Genomic DNA, 14,687 nt, shown 5'->3' on the forward strand with positions numbered 1-14,687 from the left:
GCGCGGCGTCAGCCGCCGAAGAACTCCTTAACCTTGTCCATCCAGGACTTCGCCTTGGGGTTGTGGCGATCCACGTCCCCGCGTGAGACTTCCTCGAATTCCCGCAGCAGTTCCTTTTGGCGCTCGGTGAGGTTTACCGGGGTTTCGACGACGACCCGGCACAGCAGGTCGCCGTGCGCCTGCGAGCGGACGTTGCGGATACCCTTGCCGCGCAGGCGGAACAGACGGCCGCTCTGCGTCTCGGCCGGGATCTTGAGGCGTGCCATGCCCTCCAGCGTCGGAATTTCGATCTCGCCACCGAGTGCGGCCGTCGTGAAGCTGATCGGCATCTCGCACAGCAGGTCGTCGTGGTCACGCTGGAACACGGCGTGCTGCCGGATGTGGATCTCGACGTAGAGGTCGCCCGGAGGGCCACCGTTGACGCCGGGCTCGCCGTGGCCGGCGTGGCGCAGGCGCATGCCTTCGTCGATACCGGCAGGAATCTTCACTTCCAGCGTCTTCTGGCGCTTCACGCGACCGGCGCCGCCGCAGTCGCGGCAGGGGTCGGGGATGATGCGGCCGGTGCCGTGGCACTTCGGGCAGGTCTGCTGGATCGAGAAGAAGCCCTGCTGGATGCGCACCTGGCCGGCACCGCCGCAGGTGGGGCAGGGCTTGGGTTGCGTGCCGGGCTTTGCGCCGCTGCCGTGGCAGGTATCGCACTCTTCGACGGTCGGGATGCGGATCGTCTTCTCGGCGCCGCGTGCGGCCTCCTCGAGCGAGATCTCGAGGTTGTAGCGCAGGTCGGCGCCGCGATAGACGTTCGAGCGGCCGCGACCACCGCCTCCGCCGAAGATGTCGCCGAAGATGTCGGAGAACGCGTCGGCAAAGCCGTCGAAGCCCTGGCCGCCCGGACCGGGCCCGGCTGAGGGATCGACGCCGGCGTGGCCGTAACGGTCGTATGCGCCGCGCTTCTGTGCGTCAGAGAGGATCTCGTAGGCCTCCTTGGCCTCCTTGAACTTCTCCTCGGCTTCCTTGTTGTCCGGATTGCGGTCCGGATGGTGTTTCATGGCCAGCTTGCGGTAGGCCTTCTTGATTTCGTCGTCCGCGGCGTCGCGATTGACGCCAAGTACGTCGTAGTAATCCCGTTTCGTTGCCATTTCCTGTCGCTCAGGCTGGGGCGGCCGCACGGGCCGCCCTGTCATGCAAAGGCCGAGCCTGCCGGAAGTGCTGCTCCGGCGTCGGCTCGGCCATCATCTCGCCGCCCGGCGAGCGATCACTTCTTGTCTTTGACTTCGGTGAACTCGGCGTCCACGACGTCGGCATCGGCCGCCTTCGAGCTCCCCGACGAACCGCCGGCTGCACCTGCGGCGCCGGCTTCGGCGCCCTGGGCCTGGGCGTACATCTGTTCGCCGAGCTTCTGGCTGGCCATTGCGAGGGCCTGGGTCTTGGCTTCGATCGTCGCCTTGTCGTTGCTCTTGAGCGACTCTTCGGCGTCCTTGATCGCGGCTTCGATCTTGGCCTTCTCGTCGGCATCGATCTTGTCACCGTATTCGGTGAGCGACTTCTTCACCGAATGCACCAGCGCGTCGCACTGGTTGCGGGCGTCGACCAGTTCGTGGGCCTTCTTGTCCTCTTCGGCGTGCGCGGCGGCGTCCTGCACCATGCGCTGGATCTCGTCGTCCGAGAGGCCCGAGTTGGCCTGGATCTTGATCTTGTTTTCCTTGCCGGTGGCCTTGTCCTTGGCTGAGACGTGCAGAATGCCGTTCGCGTCGATGTCGAAGGTGACTTCGATCTGAGGCATGCCGCGCGGCGCCGGCGGAATGTCGGACAGGTTGAACTGGCCGAGGCTCTTGTTGCCGGCCGCCATTTCGCGTTCGCCCTGGAGTACGTGGATCGTTACCGCGTTCTGGTTGTCGTCGGCCGTCGAGAACACCTGCGAGGCCTTGGTCGGGATCGTGGTGTTCTTCTGGATCAGCTTCGTCATGACGCCGCCGAGGGTTTCGATGCCCAGCGACAGCGGGGTGACGTCGAGCAGCAGCACGTCCTTGACTTCACCCTGCAGCACGCCGCCCTGGATGGAGGCGCCGACCGCGACGGCTTCGTCCGGGTTCACGTCCTTGCGCGGCTCCTTGGCGAAGAACTCCTTGACCTTCTCCTGCACCTTGGGCATGCGCGTCATGCCGCCGACGAGGATCACGTCGTCGATGTCGGAGACCTTCACGCCGGCATCCTTGAGTGCGATGCGGCACGGCTCGATCGTGCGCTCGACGAGGTCATCCACCAGCGACTCGAACTTCGCGCGGGTGATCTTGATCGCAAGGTGCTTCGGACCGGTGGCGTCGGCAGTGATGTAGGGCAGGTTCACCTCGGTCTGCTGCGAGGAGGAGAGCTCGATCTTGGCCTTCTCGGCAGCTTCCTTCAGGCGCTGCAGCGCGAGCACGTCGTTCTTCAGATCGACGCCTTGTTCCTTCTTGAATTCGGTGACGATGTAGTCGATCAGGCGCTGGTCGAAGTCCTCGCCGCCGAGGAAGGTGTCGCCGTTGGTCGCCAGCACTTCGAACTGGTGTTCGCCGTCGATGTCGGCGATCTCGATGATCGAGATGTCGAAGGTACCGCCGCCGAGGTCATAGACGGCGATTTTCGAGTCGCCCGGCTTCTTGTCCATGCCGAAGGCGAGCGCAGCGGCCGTCGGTTCGTTGATGATGCGCTTGACTTCGAGGCCGGCGATGCGGCCGGCGTCCTTGGTCGCCTGGCGCTGGCTGTCGTTGAAGTAGGCCGGCACGGTGATGACGGCTTCGGTGACTTCCTCGCCGAGGTAGTCTTCGGCGGTCTTCTTCATCTTGCGCAGCACTTCGGCCGAAACCTGCGGCGGGGCGATCTTCTTGCCACGCACTTCGACCCACGCGTCGCCGTTGTCGGCTTTGGCGATCGTGAAGGGCATCAGGTCGATGTCCTTCTGCACTTCCTTTTCCTCGAAGCGGCGGCCGATGAGGCGCTTCACCGCGAACAGGGTGTTCCGCGCGTTCGTGACGGCCTGGCGCTTGGCCGGCGCTCCGACGAGGATCTCGCCGTCTTCCGCGTATGCGACGATCGACGGGGTCGTGCGTGCCCCTTCGGAGTTCTCGATGACCTTGGGCTTGCCGCCTTCCATCACGGAAACGCAGCTGTTGGTGGTGCCCAGGTCGATACCGATGATCTTGCCCATGTCAGTTCCTTTCGTTTTGGGGGAAGCCGGGGTGGCGGGCGGTTTGTTCCGCCCGGGGGCCGGCTTGCCGGAGTGTGTTGTCAGTTATTTAGGGGTGCGGTCGTCGATTTCAAGGGGGCGAACTCAGGCGCTCTTGCCCTTGGAAACGGTCACCATGGCCGGACGCAGCACGCGCTCATGCAGCAGATAGCCTTTCTGCAGGACATTCACCACGGTGTTCGCCTCGCCTTCCGCCTCGATCATCGCGATGGCCTGGTGGCGGTTGGGGTCGAACTTGCTGCCGACCGGATTTTCCTCCGTCACGCCTGCGGTCTGGAATGCCGATGCGAGCTGCTTCAGGGTCAGTTCGACCCCTTCGCGCAGGCTTTCGATGGTCTGGTTCTCGGTCGCAAGTGCCGCTTCGAGGCTGTCCTTGACCGGCAGCATGGCATTCGCGAATTTTTCCGCGGCGAACTTCGATGCCTTGGCAATGTCTTCCTGTGCGCGACGACGGATATTCTCGGCCTCGGCCTTGGCGCGCAGCCACGCATCGTGATGTTCGGCGGCCTTGAGCTCCGCCTGCCGCAGAGATTCCTCCAGGCTGGGCATCGAGTCGCCCGCGCGTTCGTCGGCCGCTTCGACTTGCGGGGCGTCGCCGGATTGTCCCGTGGGGGCCTGCAGCAGCTCTTCGGGGGCCTCGGCGGAGGGCTTGTTTTCCTGCATGGGGTAGAACTCCCTATGTTCTTTCGACGGGCGGAACATGGGGGCGGGTCTCGTCGTTTCAAGGGCTTGGTTACAAATAGTTCGCCGGGTTGCCGATGCGCGCCCGCGTGTGTCAGGATTCAACCGCGCGCGGTGCCAGACAGAGGCGCGGGAGGCCGGGTCGGACCAGACATGAGCGAGATGCCGCTGACAATCGGGAAGTACCGCATCGTGAAGGAGGTGGGGCGCGGTGCGACGGCGGTCGTCTATATGGCGGAATCCGCCGATTGGCCGGTACCGATCGCCCTCAAGCTGATCCGTTTCAATGACAAGTCGAAGGATGAGTCGAAATGGAACCGGCGCCTGCTGAAGTTGCTCAAGGCGGAAAAGGCCGTCTCGACGCGCCTCGATCATCCGCACATCATCCACGTGCACGACGTCGTGATCGAGGCCGAGCAGGCCTATGTGGTGATGGAGTATTTCCCGGGCGAATCGCTCGAGCGCTATTGCAGCTTCGAGCGCATGCTGCCGGTCCACCGGGCGATCGGGATCGTCTTCAAGTGCTGCATGGCGCTCGATTACGCCTATCGCCAGGGTATCGTCCATCGCGACATCAAACCCGCGAACATCCTCGTCGACGATCAGGACAACGTGAAGATCACCGACTTCGGCCTCGCGTTGAACATCAGCAAGAAGGTGGAGTCGGACTCGACCTTCATCATGGGGGTCGGTTCGCCCGCCTACATGAGCCCGGAGCAGATCAAGGGCTATCAGCTCAACCAGAAGACGGATCTTTATTCGCTCGGGGTCGTGCTGTTCAACCTGCTCACCGGGCGCCTGCCGTTCCGGGCGAGCAACCCGGCCCAGCTGATCTACAAGATCATCAATGCGGATCCGCCGCGCGTCTCGCAGCTCAATCCCGAACTGCCCGAGCAGATGGATGCGGTGATCCGCAAGGCGCTCGAAAAGGATCTGTATTCGCGCTACAAGAATGGTGCCGAGTTCGCGAAGGAGCTGTCGGCGGTGCGCTACCAGCTGGTGGACGACACCTACGTGCCGCCCGACACCAGTCGGTTTTCGCTGCTGCGCAAGCTGGCGTTCTTCACCGAGTTCGACGATATCGAGCTGTGGGAAGTGTTGCGCCTGTCGGCGTGGCGTGTCGTCGACTGCGGGACGACCCTGATTCGCGAAGGGGACGCGGACCAGCGCTTCGGCGTCGTCGTCGATGGCGAGATCGAAGTGTCTGTCGATGGGCGCCGTGTGAGCCTGCTCGGTGCGGGCGAGGTGTTCGGCGAGATCGCATGGCTCGACAGCGTCCGCCACAGGCACATGACGACGGTGACCTCGGTGAGTCAGACCACCTATCTCGAGGTCAATCCTTCCGCGCTGGCGCTTGCGACGGACGAATTGCGCGAACTGTTCCGGGTCATGCTGGCGACGATTGCCGTCCGGCGCCTCGGCGAAGCGCTGCACGCACTCTCGGCGGACGGTGAGCCGGCTGTGGCCAGCAAGTTCACGGCCTCCGGGCTCGACCTGCAACTGGTCGAGGACTGAGGCGCGGGTTCAGGTCGCCCTAAACGCTCAGGTCGATCTGGCTGAGCGTGCCGGTTGTGCCGTCCTCGCGCAGATATAGGCTGGTCGAGCGCATCTCGCCCAGCGTGTCGTTCGCCGCGCCGCGCAGCGCGAACGGTGTGGCGACCCGTCCGAGGTAGAGGGCGCCGACCCCGGCTTCCGCTGCCGTCATGACGCTGCCAGTGCCGTCGGCTGCCGGCAGCCAGACGCGCAGGTCGCCGAAACTTGCGTCCGCTTCATCGATCCAGCCGTTGCCGTCGGTGTCGAGGCTTGCCAGTTCGGCGAATCCGTCCCCGGTGGTCGGGCCGAAGAGCTCGCGGCCGTCGTCGATGCGTCCGTTCTGGTTGCGATCGATGGCAAGGTAGCCGCGGCCGCCGCCAAGCATTGGTACGTTTTCGGCCTGACCGTCGGTGTCGAGGTCGAAGGAGAAGCGCATGTCCGAAAGCTGGGCCGACGTGCCGGCAAAATCAAGCACCAGGGGGTCTTTTACGCGTGCGTCGCCAAGGCGCACCTGGACGTTGGAGGCCTCGACGTAGCTGCGCTCCATCTCGAGTTCCAGATCGAAGCGGATTTCGCGCCCGTCGGCGGTCCTGATCACGCCTTCCGCTTTGAAGTTCGTGTATTCGTATTCCTCGGATAGTGAGTGGTATTCATACTCGACGCCGAATCCGGCGCGTTGCGTGGCGTTCGCGCCGCGGCCTGCGGCGGGTGCTTGACCGATGTTTACCTCAGCCGCCTCGTCGAGGCGGAGGTCGCCGGGGTGTAGGGTGTTGATCGCACGTCCCGTAAGCGCCTCGATGAGATGCTTGAGAAAGCGGAATCGCGGGTCGAGAGCCTCTTCGCCCGAATCGTCCGTGGCAGCCTCGGCTTCGCGGGCGGCGAGGGCGTCGGCCGAGATCTCCACTTCAGGGCGCGCACCCGCGACTGCAAGGGCGCCGATGCCGGGGTTCCTCCCGTCGGCCGGGCGCTCACCGACCCACATCTCGAGTCGCTCGGAGATTTTGCGACGATGGAAGGAGAGGTGCGAAGCCTGGAGCTGTACGTCTGCCGATGCAATCTTCATCGCGGTCCCCTGCGGGCTGCTTAAGTGCAGGTTTTAACGGCAGATTTCTGAAGAACTTCAGGTCGTCCGGAAAATTTTCAGGCAGTGTTCGCGCATGGTCTCCTGTACGGCCGCCAGGCGCTCGACCTGCGACTCGCCAATGAGCTCTGGCATGAGCATCACTGCGGATTCATCAGCACTTGGCGCCGGCAACACGCGCGCGCTGGGCACTGGCGGCGAGTTCCTGCGGCTCGACCGATGGACGGGACAACCAGTTGCCAAGGTTGTCCTGCACAATGTCACGCAGTGCGGTGATCCAGTCGTCACGTTCGTTCAGGCAGGGTATGTAGTGGAATTCCTTGCCGCCGCAAGACAGGAACGCATGGCGGCATTCCATTGCGATTTCCTCGAGGGTTTCCAGGCAGTCTGCCGGAAAACCCGGGCACATAACGTCCACCCGTGCCGTGCCCTGGCGCGCCAGGGATTCGAGCGTTGGCTGGGTGTAGGGTTTCAGCCATTCGGCCTTGCCGAAGCGCGACTGGAAGGTCAGCTGCCAGCGGTCGTCCGCCAGTCCGAGTTCTCTGGCGAGAAGGCGTGCTGTCACACGGCATTCGCAGTGATAGGGATCGCCGAGGTCGAGCGATCGCCGCGGGATGCCGTGGAAACTCATCACCAGCTTGTCGCCCTCGCCGTTCTTCATCCAGTGGTCGCGCACGCTCTGGGCGAGTGCCGCGATATAGCCAGGATGGTCGTGGAAATTGCGCACGTAGCGAATCTCGGGCTGGTTGCGCCAGTGCCCAAGGCAATCCGCGACTTCGTCGAGCACGCTCGCGGTCGTGCTCGCCGCATATTGCGGATACATCGGCACGATCAGGATGCGGTTGCAGCCGTCTGCCTTCATGCGGTTGAGCACCTCGGGCACGGATGGCGAACCGTAGCGCATCGCCCACTCGACCTGCAGCCCGGTGATGCCGCGGTGGCCGAGGTAGCCCGCAAGCAGCTTCGTCTGACGTTCCGTGTGCACCTTCAGCGGCGAGCCTTCATCCATCCAGATCGTCGCGTATTTCGCGGCCGACTTGCGCGGGCGGGTGTTCAGGATGATGCCGTTGAGGATGGGCCACCACACCGGCGCCGGGATCTCGACCACGCGCGGGTCGGACAGGAATTGCTTCAGGTACGGGCGAACGGCTGCGGCCGTAGGGGCCGCCGGTGAGCCAAGATTGACGAGCAAGACGCCGGTGCGTGCAGGTGTGCCATGCGTCCAGGCGGGTTCGGGCCAGTAACGGGCCATGCTGATCCTTGTGTGATTGTTGCGCGCCGCTCAGTTCGCGTTCGACAGCGCGTTCGAGAGCAGGCGGGCCGTGATGTCGACGATGGGTATCACGCGATCATAAGCCATGCGCGTCGGTCCGATCACGCCGACGGATCCGACGATGCGACCGTTGACCTCGTAGCCGGCGGTCACGACGCTGCAGCCGTCGAGCTGCGACAGTCCCGATTCGTCACCGATGAAGATCTGCACCCCCTGGGCGCGATTGGACAGGTCGAGGAGCTGGATGAGTCCCGTCTTCTGCTCGAACAGCTTGAACAGCTCGCGCAGCCGCGCCATGTTCGACGACAGGTCCTCGATGTCGAGCAGATTGGTTTCTCCCGACAGCACGTAGCGGGAGCTGTCGTCCTGGACTGCCGCGCTGCCGGTTTCGACCGCCGCGTTCATCAGCTCGCTCATGTCGCTGCGCAGCTGCTTCAGCTCGGCCCGGATGCGGGTGCGAATGTCGTCGAATCCCAGTCCGGCGCAGTGTTCGGTGAGATAGTTGGCTGCTTCCACCAGTTCCGATGGCGAGTACGAGCGCCGGGTATGGATGATGCGGTTCTGCACGTCCCCTGCCGTCGTGACGATGATCAGCAGGATGCGGTTTTCCGACAGGCTGATGAACTCGATCTGGCGGATCTTGATCAGGTCGCGCCGCGGCGAAACGACGACCCCGGCGAACTGCGTCAGCTCCGACAGCAGGTGCGATGCGGAACTGATCAGGCGTTGGGGCTGGTCGGGCTGCAGCTGCCCCTTCAGTTCGCGCAGCTGCGCCTGTTCCAGGGGTTGCACGGTCAGCAGCGAGTCAACAAAGAAGCGGTAGCCGAGTGCCGTCGGAATGCGCCCGGCCGAAGTGTGGGGGCTCGCGATGAAGCCCATTTCCTCGAGGTCGCTCATCACGTTGCGTACCGTCGCGGGCGACAGCTCGAGACCCGAGTAGCGCGAAAGCGAACGCGAGCCCACCGGCTGCCCTTCCACGATGTAGCGTTCGATGAGGGTCTTGAGCAGGATCTGGGAGCGCGGGTCGAGCGGTTTCATGACGGTAAGAAGTAATTTCCCCGATTCTATGGAAGTGCCGGCGCCTCTGCCAAGGTTCTCGGCGATTGTGGTTTAATCCGCGGCATGAGCCAGAGCTTCAATACCATTGCCCTGATCGGCAAATACCAGAGCCCGGATGTCGCTGGCGCGGTCCTCTCGATAGCCAGTTTCCTGCGCGAAAGGGGGCTGGCTGTATGGATCGAGCAAGGTACCGCAAGTTCCATCGGGCTCGTCGGCGAGTTCGCCACCGTGACCTATGACGAGATCGGCGCCCAGGCCGATCTTGCCGTCGTCCTCGGGGGCGACGGCACGATGCTGAATACCGCCCGCCGGTTGTCCGAACATGCGGTGCCACTCGTCGGCATCAACCAGGGCAGGCTGGGCTTTCTCACGGATATCCCGCGCAAGGAAGCCTTGAACAAGCTTGCCGAGATCCTCGACGGACGTTTTGTCGAAGAGGCGCGCACCATGCTAGACGCCGAAGTCGTTCGCGGCGGGCAGCGCGTTTTCCACACGCTCGCGTTCAACGACGTCGTCGTGAACAAGGGCGATTTCGGCCGCATGATCGAGTTCGATCTGTCGATCGACGGCGAGTATGTCTACACGCAGCGTTCGGACGGCATGATCATCACCACGCCGACCGGGTCCACCGCCTATGCCTTGTCGGCCAACGGCCCGATCCTGCATCCCACGGTCGGCGGCATCGCCCTCGTGCCGCTGTGTCCGCACGCCCTTACCGCCCGGCCGATCACCCTCCCGGACAGCTGCCGGATCGCGATCGAGCTGCTCTCCCCGCACGACGCCCGCATCCATTTCGACGGCCAGACGCGTTTCGATGCACATGCCGGCGACGTCGTCAGGATTACGCGTTCGCCCAAGGTGGTGCGTTTCCTGCACCCCGAAGGGTACAGTTACTTCGCCATGCTGCGCGGCAAGCTCCACTGGAGCGCCACGCCGCGACTGCCCTGATCTCCTTTCTCACTTCAGCCTCCTTCTGCGACGCCTATGCTCCGCCGCCTGACCATCCGTGATTTCGTGATTGTCGATCGCCTCGAACTCGATTTTCTGGCGGGTTTCGGCGCGCTTACGGGCGAGACGGGGGCGGGCAAGTCCATCCTGCTCGACGCGCTGGGGCTTGCCCTGGGGGGGCGTGCCGACGCGGGCGCGGTGCGTGTCGGCCGCGACAAGGCCGATATCGCGGCCGAATTTGATCTTCCCGCTGACGGCGGCCTCACCGACTGGTTGGCCGCGCAGGACTTGCCGGCCGACGAGGGCATGGCGATCCTGCGGCGCGTTGTGGAGGCGGGGGGGCGGTCGCGGGCCTGGATCAACGGCGTGCCGGTCACGCAGGCACAGTTGCGCGAGGCTGGGGACCGGCTCGCCGATATTCATGGGCAGCATGCGCATCATGCCCTGCTCAGAGGCGATGCACAGCGTGCGCTGATCGATGCGCACGCCGCTGCAGAGCACCTCGCCAAGGAGGTTGCCGACCGCTTTCGCGACTGGCAGCGGCTGGTCGAGCTGCGCCGGGCGGCCGAGCAGGACTCGGCCGCTTCCGAGCGCGAACGGGCCCTGCTTGCGTGGCAGATAGATGAACTGCGTAACCTTGCGTTCGACGCCGGCGAGTGGGCCGAGATCAATCAGGAGCACGCACGCCTGGCGCATGCCGCGGGTCTCATGGAGGGGGCGGACGAGGCCCTTGCGACGCTGGGCGAAGGGGAGGGTGCCGTCACCTCCCTGTTGCGTCACATATGTGTGCGTGTCGACGCCATGGCCGACATCGACCCGGGGCTCGGGGACCTGCGGGAACTGCTCTCCGGGGCCGCCATCCAGGCGGACGAGGCCTTGCATGCGCTGCGGCGCTATCGCGACCGGCTGGACCTCGATCCGCAGCGGCTCGCCGAGATCGAGCGCCGCATCGGCGCCGTGACCGACCTCGCGCGCAAGTATCGGGTTGATCCCGAGGGGCTGCCCGACTTGCTCGACGAGTGGGTGCGGAAGCTCGATGAACTGGTCGCGCAGGCGGATCCCGTCCATCTTGCCGAGCAGGAAGCACAGGCAGGGGCAGCATACGATCAGGCGGCGTCACGCCTCTCGGCGGCGCGTCGCCCGGCTGCCGAGCGCCTGTCGAGCGAGATCAGCGAGGCGATGCAGACGCTGGCGATGGCGGGTGGCCAGTTTGCGGTGGCGCTCGAACCGTGTGCGCCCTCCGCGCATGGCGTCGAAACCGTCGAGTTCCGCGTCGCCGCCAATCCGAGCCAGCCCTTGCGCCCCCTGGCCAAGGTCGCCTCGGGGGGCGAGCTGTCGCGCATCGGCCTGGCGATCCAGGTCATGACGAGCCGCGATTCCGCGACGCCGACGCTGATCTTCGATGAGGTCGATGTCGGCATCGGTGGCGGTGTCGCGGAAATTGTAGGGAAGCTCCTGCACCGGCTCGGTCGGGAGCGGCAGGTCCTGTGCGTCACCCATCTTCCCCAGGTTGCCGCATGCGCCGATTGGCAGTGGAACATCGCCAAGTCGAACCGCGGCGACGAGGTCGTCAGTGCCGTCACGCCGCTCGAGGCCGATGGTCGGATCGAGGAGATCGCGCGCATGCTCGGGGGGGTCAATATCACCGACACCACCCGCCGCCATGCCGCAGAAATGCTCGGGGTAAGCCCGGCGCTATAGTCGCCGAGGACTCGTCCGGAAGGTCGCGGCGTCACAGCTTGCGATTCGGGCAGTCTTTCCTGAGGCAATCGACGTACAGGTACAGCGCGTGCTCGCGGACCGCGAAACCGCGCTCCTGTGCGATCTGATTCTGCCGGCGCTCGATCTCCGCGTCGAAGAATTCCTCCACCTTTCCGCACTGTACGCAGACGAGGTGGTCGTGATGGCCGCTTTCCTTCAGCTCGAAGACGGCCTTGCCCGACTCGAAATAGTGCCGTTCGAGCAAGCCGGCCTGCTCGAACTGCGTCAGGACGCGGTAAACGGTGGCAAGTCCGATGTCCATCCCTTCCGCCATCAGCAGACGATACACGTCCTCGGCGGTGAGATGCCGCAGGTCCGACGTCTGGAACAGATCGAGGATCTTCAGGCGCGGGTAGGTGGCCTTGAGGCCTATATTTTTTAGGTTTTGCGAGTTCTCTGACATAGTCGCTCTGTTGGCTTGCAGTTCGCGCGGCAGCGTGGCTGCTGGCTACGTATGATATATTTTTTCGCCTTTGTCTGAAAAAGATACGCCGTTCGGCGCCAACGACCAAGATCTCCATTCATGCGCGCATTGATTCTTCCGGCGGTCGTCGCCGTCGCGGGCCTCGTGGCCGGTTGTTCCTTTACCTCCCTGACCGATCGGTTGAATCCCCATCGCGTCGACGTGCGCCAGGGCAATTACGTCGATCAGGAAATGGTCGCGCGCCTCAAGAAGGGCATGACGCGAGAGCAGGTGCGCTTCGCTCTCGGTACCCCGCTCGTGACCGACGTCTTTCATGCCGATCGCTGGGATTACGTTTATATCTTCCGCCCCGGGCGTGGCGAACCTCAGCAGCGGGTCCTCAGTGTCTTCTTCGTGGGTGACAAGCTCGAGCGGGTTTCCGGCGATGTGCAGTCGGGCGATGCGTCCGGCGCTGCGGCTGCGGCGCAGACCGAGCGATCGCGCGTGATCGAGATCGCGCCCGCAACCAAGCAGTGATGTCGTTATTCGCATCGCCCACAGGATCTGACTGAATGAATCCCTTGCGTATTGCAATTGCAGGCGCATCCGGCCGTATGGGGCGGATGCTGATCGAGGCCGTGCTGAACGACAGCGAGGTTGTCCTTGCGGCGGCGTTCGATCGCGGCGGAGCGCCATTTGTCGGTCGTGATGCGGGCGAACTGGTCGGCAGTGCCTGCGGTGTCATGGTCACCGACGACGTGCGCGCGGCGATCGCAGCCACCGATTGCGTGATCGACTTCACCCGCCCGGAGGGAACCCTTGTCCATCTCGGCATCGCGCGCGAGCTTGGCAAGGCGATGGTGATCGGCACGACAGGCTTTTCTGCGGCGGAGAAGGAAGTCATCGCTGCTGCGGCGAAGGATATTCCCGTGGTGTTCGCGCCGAACATGGCTGTCGGCGTGAATGCCGTGTTCAAGCTCCTCGAGGTCGCCGCGCGCATCCTCGACGAGGGTTACGACGTGGAAGTCATCGAGGCGCATCACCGCTTCAAGGTCGATGCGCCGTCCGGCACCGCGCTGCGCATGGGCGAGGTGGTCGCGCGCGAGCTCGGGCGGAATCTCGAAGACTGCGCGATCTACGGACGCGAAGGTGTCACCGGCGAGCGCAAGCCCGAGACGATCGGCTTCTCGACGATTCGCGGGGGCGACGTGGTGGGTGACCATACCGTCCTGTTCGCGGGCATCGGCGAGCGCATCGAGATTACGCACAAGTCCGGCAGTCGCATGCCCTACGCGCTGGGTTCTGTTCGTGCGGCGCGTTTCCTGGCGGGGCGCAAGAGCGGCTTGTTCGACATGCAGGACGTCCTCGGCCTGCGCTGAGCCGTTGCGGCGGATCGTCGCCGTCGTTGCCTCGGGCGGCGCCAAACGATACAATTCAGCGGTTTAGACAAGCGGGATTGGCCGACCAGCGGCTCGTCCCGTTTTTTTCACGTTCGGGCAGGCCTGCTGCGCTTGCCCCTGTCTTTTCGGCTGAACTCAGGAGTTTGTCGTGACTGCTTCCCCGCCCGCCCTACTAGCACTCGCCGATGGGACGGTATTTTTCGGCAAGGGAATCGGTGCGGCCGGCAGCACGGTTGGTGAGGTGGTGTTCAACACCTCGATGTCCGGTTACCAGGAAATCCTCACCGACCCGAGCTACTGCCGCCAGATCGTAACGCTGACTTATCCGCACATCGGGAATACCGGCGTGAACCGCGAGGACGTGGAGTCCGGACGTGTGCACGCGGCCGGCCTCGTCATCCGCGATCTTCCCATCCTTCCGTCCAACTTCCGCATGGACCAGACCCTCGATGCCTATCTCAAGGCCGAGAACGTGGTCGCCATCGCCGGCATCGATACCCGCAAGCTGACGCGCGTGCTGCGCGAGAAGGGCGCCCAGGCCGGCTGCATCGTCACCGCGGCCGACGGAGCGCCGCTCAATGCGGAAGCCGCGATCGCCCAGGCGCGTGCCTTCCCGGGTCTTGCCGGCATGGACCTCGCAAAGGTCGTGAGTGCAGACCGTGCCGTCGAATGGAGCGAAGGCGAATGGATCCTCGGCGCCGGCTACCAGGCCGACCCGAAGGCCCGCTTCCACGTCGTCGCCTATGACTTCGGGGTCAAGCGCAACATCCTGCGCATGCTGGCGAGTCGCGGCTGCCGGCTCACCGTCGTGCCCGCGCAGACTCCCGCAGCGGACGTGCTCGCGCTCAATCCGGACGGGATCTTCCTGTCGAACGGTCCCGGCGACCCCGAGCCCTGCGACTATGCGATCGCCGCGATCCGCGAGTTCCTCGCCCGTGGCATCCCGACCTTCGGCATCTGCCTCGGTCATCAACTGATGGCGCTCGCGTCGGGGGCGAAGACCGTGAAGATGAAGTTCGGCCATCACGGCGCGAACCACCCGGTCAAGGATCTCGACACCGGACAGGTGCTCATCACCAGCCAGAACCATGGCTTCGCGGTCGATGCCGACACGCTGCCGGCGAACCTGCGTCCGACCCATGTGTCGCTGTTCGACGGCAGTCTGCAGGGTATGGAACGCACCGACGTGCCGGCGTTCTGCTTCCAGGGGCATCCGGAGGCGAGCCCCGGTCCGCACGACGTCGCCTACCTGTTCGACCGCTTCATCAAGCTGCTCGAAGCGCGTAAATGATTCGCAAGCGGCAGCCCGCGCTGCCGCTCCCCAA

13 protein-coding genes are annotated in these 14,687 nt (G+C 64.5%); 6 read left to right on the forward strand and 7 right to left on the reverse strand.

Features of this window, described 5'->3' with window-relative positions; translation table 11 throughout:
* Positions 1-8: 8 nt before the first annotated feature.
* The 3 genes from dnaJ to grpE form a co-directional block, all read right to left on the reverse strand.
* Positions 9-1,136, reverse strand: coding sequence for a molecular chaperone DnaJ (dnaJ, locus tag U5817_RS06070; protein ID WP_407280029.1), 1,128 nt, complete (start codon positions 1,134-1,136; stop codon positions 9-11).
* Between the two features lie 116 nt (positions 1,137-1,252).
* Positions 1,253-3,184, reverse strand: coding sequence for a molecular chaperone DnaK (gene dnaK, locus U5817_RS06075; RefSeq protein WP_169125140.1), 1,932 nt, complete (start codon positions 3,182-3,184; stop codon positions 1,253-1,255).
* A gap of 123 nt (positions 3,185-3,307) precedes the next feature.
* Entirely contained in the window at positions 3,308-3,886 is a 579-nt protein-coding gene (gene grpE, locus U5817_RS06080; RefSeq protein WP_407280030.1) for a nucleotide exchange factor GrpE, read from the reverse strand.
* A 171-nt stretch (positions 3,887-4,057) separates the two neighbouring features.
* Here grpE and U5817_RS06085 point away from each other — a divergent pair, with 171 nt between their 5' ends.
* On the forward strand, positions 4,058-5,419 hold the full coding sequence (locus tag U5817_RS06085) for a serine/threonine-protein kinase (RefSeq protein ID WP_169125142.1): 1,362 nt from the start codon (positions 4,058-4,060) through the stop codon (positions 5,417-5,419).
* A 19-nt stretch (positions 5,420-5,438) separates the two neighbouring features.
* Here U5817_RS06085 and U5817_RS06090 read toward each other — a convergent pair whose 3' ends face one another.
* From U5817_RS06090 to hrcA, 3 genes are all read right to left on the reverse strand, one after another.
* Positions 5,439-6,341, reverse strand: a complete 903-nt coding sequence (locus U5817_RS06090; RefSeq protein WP_407280031.1) for a hypothetical protein — start codon at positions 6,339-6,341, stop codon at positions 5,439-5,441.
* Between the two features lie 331 nt (positions 6,342-6,672).
* Positions 6,673-7,770: a ferrochelatase gene (hemH, locus tag U5817_RS06095; protein ID WP_407280032.1), complete on the reverse strand. Its 1,098-nt coding sequence runs from the start codon at positions 7,768-7,770 to the stop codon at positions 6,673-6,675.
* Between the two features lie 30 nt (positions 7,771-7,800).
* On the reverse strand, positions 7,801-8,829 hold the full coding sequence (gene hrcA / locus U5817_RS06100) for a heat-inducible transcriptional repressor HrcA (protein ID WP_407280033.1): 1,029 nt from the start codon (positions 8,827-8,829) through the stop codon (positions 7,801-7,803).
* An 84-nt stretch (positions 8,830-8,913) separates the two neighbouring features.
* Between hrcA and U5817_RS06105 the strand changes: the two genes are divergently transcribed.
* Positions 8,914-9,798: an NAD kinase gene (locus U5817_RS06105; protein ID WP_169125146.1), complete on the forward strand. Its 885-nt coding sequence runs from the start codon at positions 8,914-8,916 to the stop codon at positions 9,796-9,798.
* Positions 9,799-9,834: 36 nt separating this feature from the next.
* Positions 9,835-11,499 carry a DNA repair protein RecN gene (gene recN / locus U5817_RS06110; RefSeq protein WP_407280034.1) on the forward strand — a complete coding sequence of 555 codons (1,665 nt, stop codon included), beginning with the start codon at positions 9,835-9,837 and terminating at the stop codon, positions 11,497-11,499.
* Positions 11,500-11,530: 31 nt separating this feature from the next.
* Here recN and fur read toward each other — a convergent pair whose 3' ends face one another.
* Complete coding sequence (gene fur / locus U5817_RS06115; protein ID WP_169125148.1) at positions 11,531-11,962, reverse strand: ferric iron uptake transcriptional regulator; 432 nt, start codon at positions 11,960-11,962, stop codon at positions 11,531-11,533.
* Positions 11,963-12,082: 120 nt separating this feature from the next.
* Here fur and U5817_RS06120 point away from each other — a divergent pair, with 120 nt between their 5' ends.
* The 3 genes from U5817_RS06120 (at position 12,083) to carA (ending at position 14,653) form a co-directional block, all read left to right on the forward strand.
* Positions 12,083-12,499: an outer membrane protein assembly factor BamE gene (locus U5817_RS06120; RefSeq protein ID WP_407280036.1), complete on the forward strand. Its 417-nt coding sequence runs from the start codon at positions 12,083-12,085 to the stop codon at positions 12,497-12,499.
* Between the two features lie 35 nt (positions 12,500-12,534).
* Positions 12,535-13,341: a 4-hydroxy-tetrahydrodipicolinate reductase gene (gene dapB / locus U5817_RS06125; protein WP_407280037.1), complete on the forward strand. Its 807-nt coding sequence runs from the start codon at positions 12,535-12,537 to the stop codon at positions 13,339-13,341.
* 169 nt (positions 13,342-13,510) lie between these two features.
* Positions 13,511-14,653, forward strand: coding sequence for a glutamine-hydrolyzing carbamoyl-phosphate synthase small subunit (gene carA / locus U5817_RS06130; RefSeq protein WP_169125151.1), 1,143 nt, complete (start codon positions 13,511-13,513; stop codon positions 14,651-14,653).
* Positions 14,654-14,687: the final 34 nt, after the last annotated feature.

Origin of the sequence: Aromatoleum evansii (assembly GCF_045689615.1) — a bacterium.
GTDB classification, from domain to species: Bacteria; Pseudomonadota; Gammaproteobacteria; order Burkholderiales; family Rhodocyclaceae; genus Aromatoleum; species Aromatoleum evansii.